At 67.6% G+C, this 8,238-nt stretch carries 8 protein-coding genes; 5 read left to right on the top strand and 3 right to left on the bottom strand.

The window, feature by feature from the left end; genetic code table 11:
• Positions 1 to 324: 324 nt before the first annotated feature.
• On the bottom strand, positions 325 to 717 hold the full coding sequence (locus WAW85_RS15570) for a DUF3040 domain-containing protein (RefSeq protein ID WP_422560495.1): 393 nt from the start codon (positions 715 to 717) through the stop codon (positions 325 to 327).
• Positions 718 to 823: 106 nt separating this feature from the next.
• Positions 824 to 1,315 (bottom strand): SAV_6107 family HEPN domain-containing protein, encoded by a 492-nt coding sequence (locus WAW85_RS15565; protein ID WP_422560493.1) that lies wholly within the window; start codon positions 1,313 to 1,315, stop codon positions 824 to 826.
• A 163-nt stretch (positions 1,316 to 1,478) separates the two neighbouring features.
• On the opposite strand from WAW85_RS15565, the gene WAW85_RS15560 reads away from it, so the two are divergent.
• Complete coding sequence (locus WAW85_RS15560; protein WP_422560492.1) at positions 1,479 to 2,132, top strand: GNAT family N-acetyltransferase; 654 nt, start codon at positions 1,479 to 1,481, stop codon at positions 2,130 to 2,132.
• Positions 2,133 to 2,158: 26 nt separating this feature from the next.
• Positions 2,159 to 3,070 carry an LppM family (lipo)protein gene (locus tag WAW85_RS15555; RefSeq protein WP_422560491.1) on the top strand — a complete coding sequence of 304 codons (912 nt, stop codon included), beginning with the start codon at positions 2,159 to 2,161 and terminating at the stop codon, positions 3,068 to 3,070.
• Between the two features lie 36 nt (positions 3,071 to 3,106).
• On the opposite strand, the gene WAW85_RS15550 is transcribed toward WAW85_RS15555, so the two are convergent.
• Positions 3,107 to 4,054, bottom strand: coding sequence for a methylenetetrahydrofolate reductase (locus WAW85_RS15550; RefSeq protein WP_422560494.1), 948 nt, complete (start codon positions 4,052 to 4,054; stop codon positions 3,107 to 3,109).
• A gap of 164 nt (positions 4,055 to 4,218) precedes the next feature.
• Between WAW85_RS15550 and WAW85_RS15545 the strand changes: the two genes are divergently transcribed.
• From WAW85_RS15545 to mptB, 3 genes are all read left to right on the top strand, one after another.
• Positions 4,219 to 5,328, top strand: coding sequence for a polyprenyl synthetase family protein (locus tag WAW85_RS15545; protein WP_422560490.1), 1,110 nt, complete (start codon positions 4,219 to 4,221; stop codon positions 5,326 to 5,328).
• A 3-nt stretch (positions 5,329 to 5,331) separates the two neighbouring features.
• Positions 5,332 to 6,864, top strand: a complete 1,533-nt coding sequence (gene crtI / locus WAW85_RS15540; RefSeq protein WP_422560489.1) for a phytoene desaturase family protein — start codon at positions 5,332 to 5,334, stop codon at positions 6,862 to 6,864.
• Positions 6,861 to 8,238: polyprenol phosphomannose-dependent alpha 1,6 mannosyltransferase MptB (gene mptB, locus WAW85_RS15535; RefSeq protein WP_422560488.1), on the top strand; the 1,378-nt coding region annotated here is incomplete at its 3' end. The genes crtI and mptB, both read left to right, overlap by 4 nt.

Below are 8,238 nucleotides of genomic sequence, written 5' to 3'. Positions count from 1 at the left end.
ATTACCCCACTTTCCCCCACTTTCCACCCCTCACGCCCCACCTGACATCCGCCGGGATCAAAACACCAGCTCAGAACGCACACATGAGGAGATGTTCTTAGGAATCCCGAAACGCCCGCGGCGTGTCGCAGCTCACTTTGTGGGCCTTATGAGCACTCATGAGACACGTGGGTCACTGAAATTGGGCATGGTGGGGCATTGTGGGGCAGGAGGCGGGTGCGGTGGGGCAACGTCCCAGCATCACAAAATCGGGGGCCATCCCCTCGTTTCCGAGACGATGACCCCCGAAGGGTCGGTGGGCGGCTCAGGCCGCCGACGACATGCTTACCGCCCGTCCTCATGGAATCGGCGATTGAATCGGTCCTCCATGCGCGAGCTCAGCGAGCCAGACGAGGCCGCACGGCCACCGGACTTGCCGGACTTGCCAGCGTCCGTGCCGCCGCGTGGCCCCAGCAGCAGGACGAGTCCGCCAGCGAACATGACGAAGAAACCGACCAGGCTGACAACCTTGAGCTCGCCGATGGCGACAGGAACCATCAGACCGCCGACCAACAGGGCGAGTCCGACCAACAACAGGAGAGCGGCTTGCCACCGGCGACGTGCATTGGGTCGCCCGGGACGCTGCTTGCTGACACTCGAAACGAATTTCGGGTCCTCGGCATACAGCGCGCTCTCAATTTCATCGAGCATTCGCTGCTCATGCTCCGAAAGCGGCACTGCGCCCCCTCTCAATCCAACGACGACACCGATCACCGTCGGCATTGCCTCCATACTAGGAGGATATCGCGTTGGCAGCCACCTTTACTCCCGCGTAAATGCGCGTTCATGCGCCCAAATCGTCGAGAAGGGGCGCCGATCCGGGGAGTCGACCCTGTTCGTACGCGAGCAGGGTCGCGTCCGCCGCGTCCAGAAACTCCGCGGCACGCCGCTCTACGCGAGCACAGAGGGTGTCATCGACCTGCCGGACCAGACCGGCCTCCACGCGCGACCGCATCACCGACAGACCGCCGAAGTACTCGGCAAGATCCGCGTACTCCGGAGCCACCGCCTTGATTCGGCTCCACGCATCGCGTGCATCGCGGCGTCGCCGAACCGGCCCGGGCGGTTCGCATACGGCTAGGATCGCCCCCGCAGCCCGAATCGCCGCCAAATAGAACTGCCGGAACCGCTCCGCACCATCGTCGGTGACACCGGCCGCCTCATCGAAGAGCACTTCGGCACGATCGAGTAGATCCCGGCTGCGGTGAACCAACCACGGATCCACCACTGTCCGCCCAACGGGCCTGCGCGCGGTACGTCGACTATTCGTCGTCATGACGTCTCTCCTTCCACTGCACGGAACATCTCACGAGGTACCGACAATTCCGCCGCCGCGACAGACCTTCGATACCAAGAACCGTCCCCGCCGACGCCGGACCGGCAAGAAGAGATAGTGTCTCTCCGAACATGCGAGGCGGTTGACCGGGGCGGGAGGTGCAATGTCGACGCGATTGATCGCTCTGCCTGCGGCCGAGGTGAATGCTTGGCTCGATCCGGCAATCCACACCTATGTGACGGCCATGCGATATCCGCGCGGCACCGAACACACCAGGGTCGATCTCTGGCGCAACCACCTGACGCGATCCGGCTGGACCGCGGTGGCCGCTCTCACGACCGTTTCGGCGACCGAACTCTTCCGTCCGGGGCTCTCCCGGCTCCGACTCGACACCGAGTGGGCCCACGACCGGGAAATCCTAGTCGGGGTGGCGTACGGCTACACCGGTGCCGCCGACCAGTGGTGGAACCGTCAGCTCCGGCGCGGATTAGCCGGCCGCGGTTACCCCACCCCACAGGTCGACGCGATCACCAGCGACTACTTCGAACTCACCGAGTTGCACGTGCACCCGTACGCGCAGGGACGCGGCCTGGGCGAGGCACTGCTAACCACGTTGGTTGCCGGGCGTCCCGAAGCACGCATCCTGTTGTCCACGCCCGAAGTCCACGGTGAGCGCAACCGGGCCTGGTCCCTGTACCGGCGAATGGGATTCGTCGATGTGCTGCGCCACTACACCTTCGTGGGCGATCCACGCCCCTTCGCCTTCCTCGGACGGAATCTCCCACTCGGCGGCCCCGGCCCGGCCTCGCCGGAATGAATCACACACTCTGGCACGATGACACCGTGCGCACTCCCCGCTTCCCGGCACCCCGCTTCCCGGTACCCCGCGTCCCGGTACTCGCCTGCGTGGCCCTGCTCGCGCTGATCCCGCTGCTGAGCGGCTGCCTGACGCGCTCGTCGACCGTCGGCGACCAGTTCTCCGGCTTCATCGTGGTCGCGGCCAGCCCGAATGTCGGCCCGGCCGCGCCCACCTTCGACGTCCCAGCCTCGATCGCCGGATCCGTCTCGGTGACGCCCTACCCGGGTGATGCGGCCGTGGAGCGGCCCTCGGGCGGCAACCCGAATGCGATCACCGGAAAGGTCGGTTCGCAGCTGACCTTCACCAACCTGACGACCGGTCAGTTCTCGCAACTCGGTGACATCATTTCCAGCGCGCTCGACGCCGGTGCCACCATCACGCTCGGGGCAACCCGCCGCGGCGAGATCGTGCGCGTGCGCGGCACCGCGACCCTGACCGGCCTTACGCCGCAGACCTACTACGTGTCGATCACCGTCGAATTCGGCGGCACCGTGGTGGCCACCAACGGCACGACTGCCGGCGAATCGGCGGTGACGTGGATCCCCGAACCAGGCCAGAGCGACGAGTTCAACGCCGATGCCAAATACGCGGATCCGGCCACCGCGGCCATGCCCGGCTGGACCACCTTCCTGGCACTGTTGTGCCTGGGCATCGTGGCACTTGTCGGCGCGATCGCCTATCGCTTCCGCGATCGCTCGGCGCGTTACGTGCCGTCCGGAGCCGAACGCGTGGCGGACCGACCCGGCTTCGTTACCAAGCTCGGCGATTTCGCCCAGCGCCAGAAGGCCAAGCGTGCGCACGGCCGCGCGACCAGCACCGCCGATGCGGCCACCGGAGACGGCTCCACAGGCAGCGGCGCAGTCGGGGCTGACACCGACGCGGCTGACCGGGACTAACCTCAGGCCGGGACTAACCTCAGGCCGAGACTAACCTCAGGCCGGGGTTAGCGCGCCCCGCGTATCAACACCCAGTCGATCAAGGACCTCACTCGTGGCCCGAGCGAAGTTCAGCGTGCAGAAGTGTAGACAAGGTGCGCCCTCGGCAATCAGCCGCTCCGACATCTCGGTGGCCAGGTCAATTCCGACGGCGCGGACCGCCTCCCGATTCTCTTCGGACCCATCACCGGCTGCCGCGGCCAACCGCTCGGCGACCGGCTGCGGCAGCGTACTTCCGGACAGTTCCACCATCCGGCGCACACTCTGCAGCGACGTGATCGGCATCAGTCCGGGAATGATCGGCTTGGCGCCCTGCTCCGGGTCGGCGGCCACCACCCGATCCCGCAGCCGCACATAATCCTCAACATCGAAGAAGATCTGCGTCACCGAGTACTCGGCGCCCGCCCGCAGCTTGCGCACCAGGTTGCCCGTGTCAGCGGCAAGGTTTGGCGCCCGATGATGCCCTTCGGGGAACGATGCGACGCCGGTATGGAAGTCACCGAGGGCACCGATGAGTTCCACCAGTTCGCTCGCATACTCCACGCCCTCCGGGTGCGCGATCCACTCGCCCATCGGATCGCCAGGCGGATCCCCGCGCAGCGCAAGCAGGTTCGAAATCCCCTTATCGGCATAGGCACCGACTAGACCGCGCAACTCATCGACGCTGTGACCAACCGCGGTCAGGTGAGCCACCGTGGTCAGCGTGGTGGACGTCGCCAGTTCACCGGCAATGCGAACGGTGCGGTCGCGGGTAGAACCGCCGGCGCCGTAGGTCAGCGACACAAAGGCCGGGTTCATCCGCTCGAAGACGCGGACGGCATGCCATAGCCGGGCCTCATCGCCCTCGGTCCGCGGCGGGAAGAACTCCAGCGAGAACGGTACCGGTCCGACATGAGGTGCGGCGATAGCCTCCACGACCGACTGCTGCCCACCAGACTCCGAAATCACACTCACCCGGCCGATTCTACGGACGGCCGCCGCGATCACCGATTTCACGACGAGGTTTGGCGCACGCCCCGCCCCAGCCTTGACCTGATCCATCCCGTGCGCTAGAACCGCACTCAGCAGGCCGTGCGAGCAGCCCAGTTCACCCCGGTAGGCTTACCGACGTGTTGAGTCAGCAGGACGTGCCCGGGGCCGTCGACGAGGTTTTGCGCGACTTCTTCGCCACCAGCACCGTCGCGCTCGACACCGTCTCACCGACCGCCGCGGAGGCTGGCCGCGCGCTCGACGATTTTGTGCTGGGCGGCGGTAAACGGATCCGACCGCTGTTCATCCATGCCGGCTGGCAGTGCGCGATCTCGGCGGCCGACCGACCGCCGGCGGCCCCCTCGGCGCAAGCCACCGAGGCCCTGATGCTGCGGGTCGGCGCCGCTATCGAACTAATCCAGGCCTGCGCCCTGGTGCACGACGACATCCTCGACCGCAGCGACACCCGACGCGGCCGTCCGACCGTGCACCGCCGCTTCGAACGACTCCACGAGCGGCTGCGCTGGACCGGCGACGGCGCCCACCACGGCAGCTCCGTCGCCATCCTGCTCGGCGACCTCGCGCTGGCCTGGGCCGACGACCTGGTCCACGGCTACCGGCCCACCGGAGATGCGCCGCTCCCACCGCCGCTCCCGCAGGCTGCCGGCGCGGCGTGGTCCCAGATGCGCACCGAGGTGCTCGGCGGCCAGCTGCTCGACATCACCAATGAGGTTTCCGCTGACGAGTCCGTCGACGCGGCGTACCGGGTCATGGAGTTCAAGACGGCCGCGTACACCGTCGCCCGGCCGCTGCAGATTGGCGCCGCCCTAGCCAGCGCCTCGGCGGCATTGTCGACAGATCTGCGTCGGATCGGCACCGACCTCGGGCTGGCCTTCCAGCTCCGCGATGATCTGCTCGGCGCGTTCGGCGATCCGGCGCAGACTGGTAAGCCGTCCGGTGATGATCTGATCGCCGGAAAGCGCACCGTGCTGATCGCGCGCGCCCTTGCCGATTCCGGTCCCGTCGTCGCCGACCGGCTCCGTGCCCTGCTCGGACGGCCACTGTCGCCCGACGAACTGGCCGACGCGCGCACGATCCTCACCGATTCCGGGGCGGTCGCCGCCGTGGAGGCGCAGATCACCGAGCACGTCGACGAGGCGCAGAGCCTGATCGCCGGGCTCGACGTCGCGCCCACCGCCCGCGCCGATCTCACCGCGCTCGCGCACCGCATCGCCGATCGGCAGGCCTAGCCGGTGACCGCCCGCCACATCGCCGTCATCGGTGCCGGTCTTTCCGGTCTGGCCGCAGCTGCCCACCTGGCCGGACGCGGATACGACGTCACTGTGCTCGAAGCCCGCGACCGGCCGGGCGGCCTCGTGCGCACCGAGACGCTGCTCGGCGCCGACGGATCAGCACACCGCTTCGACACGGGCGCAACGGTGCTCACCATGCCGGAGCTGATCGTCGATCCGCTCACCGCTGTCGGCGTGGAGCCGGCCGAAGCACTCCGCAGGCTTGCGCTGCAACCGGTCGATCCCGGCTACGTGATGAACTACGCCGACGGCGCCACGCTGTCCTTGCCGCGCGATCCGGCTGCCATTCCGGCCGCGGTCGAGGCGGCGTTCGGCGCGTCCGCCGCTCGCGGCGTGCCGGAGCTCCTCGGCTGGCTACGCGAAGTCTACGACGCCGAGTTCAACGTATTTATCAACCGCAACTTCGACGGCGCCAAAGACCTCACCAGCGTCGAAACCCGCAGTGCTGCAAAGAAACTCGCTCAGCTCCACACGCTGGGCGGCCTCACTGGAGCGGTCGCCCGATTCGTCGACGACGAGCGCGTGCAGCGCGCTTTCACGTTCCAGGCGCTCTACGCCGGCGTTCCTCCGCACCGCGCGCGCGCCATCTACGCGATCATCGCCGATATGGATATCGGCCGCGGCCTGTCCGCACCGGCGGGCGGTATGGGACGGGTCGGCGAAGTGATGGCCGACGCCCTCACCGAGGCCGGCGTCACCATCCGCTACGGCACCCGCGTCACCGACCTGACCGGTTGCGGCCGCACTGTGACCGGCGTACGCACCGCCGACGGCGAGCAGTTGACCGCCGACGCGGTGATCGCCACCGGCGAACGCGACGAGGTGGCCGAACTCCTTAGCGCCGAGTTGCCCACGGCACACAGGCGCGGCCTCCGACGTCGGCTCCGGTACTCGCCGAGCGCCGTCGTCGTGCACGGGCTCCTGCCGGCGGGGACGACCGACGCATGGTCGTCCGGTCATCACACCGTCGACTTCGGCGCCGCCTGGACCCAGACTTTCGCCGAGATCACCGGGCGGCGCGGTACTCCGATGTCCGACGGTTCCTTCCTCATCACCCGCAGCGCGGTGAGCGACCCGCAGACCTTTATCGCAGGCGGACAAGAATCAGTGTCTGTGCTGGCCCCCACCCCCAACCTCGCCAGCGCACCCCTCGACTGGGACTCGATCGGCCACCCCTATGCGGCCGAAGTGTTGTCCACGCTCGCTGCGCGCCGATACCCGGGTCTGGACCGACTGCAAGTTCTGCGCATCGATCATCCGCAGACGTGGCAGCGCGCCGGGCTGACCGCTGGCACGCCGTTCTCGGCCGCCCACACCGTCGGCCAGACCGGCCCCTTCCGCACCCGTAACACATGGCCGGGCGTGGGAAACTTGTTCCTCGCCGGGAGCGCGACGGTCCCCGGTGTCGGCATTCCGCCGGTCCTGGTGTCCGGCGGCCTGGCTGCCCAGCGGGTCGAGGGGCTGTTGGGATGAGGCGCTGGTACCCCGATTCGGTTCTCGGCTTCGTCGGCGCCCTCTTGTTGACCGTCGGCACGTACGGCCTGGCCGATATCCCACGGAACGACGACACGCTCGCCGATCTCGGACTCTCCCCACTCTCCTATGGTCACGGCAAGTCGATCGCATGGATCCTTTTCTGGGCCGGAGCCGCGCTGATGGTGATCGCGTGGGTGCGGATCGGCCGCGCACTAAACAACCGGACCTGCGGCCTGGACCTGCGCGGAGTTCGATGGACCGTCGCCGCGTGGGTGGCGCCCATGGTGCTGGCGATCCCGGTGTTCAGCCGCGACGTCTACGCCTACCTCGGCCAGGCGAGGGTGCTGGCCGAGGGTTTCAACCCCTACTACGACGGTCCCGCGCACGCGCCCGGGCCGATCGTCGATTCGATGGCGCAGATTTGGGCGCCCACCACTTCCCCGTACAGTCCGGGGTTCCTGCTGATCGTGCGCGGTGTGGTCGGCGTCGCCGGGGAGAACGTGTGGCTGGGCGTCTTCCTGATACGACTCATCCTGCTCATCGGCTTGGGACTGTGCGTCTGGGCCCTGCCTGTGCTGGCCAAGCGTTTCGGCGCCTCCCAGCGCATGTCCCTGTGGCTGGTGCTGCTCAATCCGATGCTGCTCGGGCACCTGGTCGGCGGCGCGCACCTGGAACTGCTGATGATGGGCCTGTTGGCCGCGGGTATGGCGCTCGCGGTCACTACTCGCCCGGCCGCGGGCCTGCTGTTTTTGGGCCTAGCTGCGTCGATCAAAATCACCGCCGCCATCGCGATCCCGTTTGTCTTCTGGATCTGGCTGGATCAACGCCGCCAGAGCAAAACCCTCACTCCCGCCGACCGCACCGGCATCTTTGTCGCCACCGCGGCCATCCCGGCTGCCGTCTTCGGCTTCTTCACCGTGCTACTGGGTCTGGGGGTCGGCTGGATCAATGGGCTGTCGTGGGCGTCGCGCATCATCAACCCGTTCACCATCCCCACCCTCGTCGGGCACATCGTCACCTATGTCGCCGCCCCGTGGCAGGTGTGGAACCTGCAAGAGGTGCTGCCGGTGACCCGCGCCATCGGCCAGCTGATCCTGGTGATTCTGCTCGTCTGGCTGTGGTGGCGGTTCCGCGCCGACTCCCGCGCCGCGCTGGCGGGTGCGGCCTGGGCGATGCTGACCCTGCTACTACTGGAACCGTCCACCCTGCCCTGGTACTACGTATGGACCCTGGTGCTGGCGATCGCCTTCGACCTGCCCCTGTGGGTGCGGCAGCTGGTGGTCGGCATCAGCGTCTACTTCCTGATCGTCTTCCAGCCGGACGATTCGATCGTCTTCTACAAACCAGTCGAATCACTGATCGCGCTCGCCC

Source organism: Gordonia sp. (in: high G+C Gram-positive bacteria), assembly GCF_049299075.1.
Classification (GTDB): domain Bacteria; phylum Actinomycetota; class Actinomycetes; order Mycobacteriales; family Mycobacteriaceae; genus Gordonia.
Note: the sequence above shows the minus strand (reverse complement) of the source record. Positions and strands in the feature narration are given on the sequence as shown.

What these genes read in the sequence shown, in the direction of transcription:
- WAW85_RS15560 (WP_422560492.1), top strand. Translation starts at nt 1,479, where the DNA reads ATGTCGACGCGATTGATCGCTCTGCCTGCGGCCGAGGTGAATGCTTGG.
- WAW85_RS15565 (WP_422560493.1), bottom strand. Translation starts at nt 1,315, where the DNA reads ATGACGACGAATAGTCGACGTACCGCGCGCAGGCCCGTTGGGCGGACA.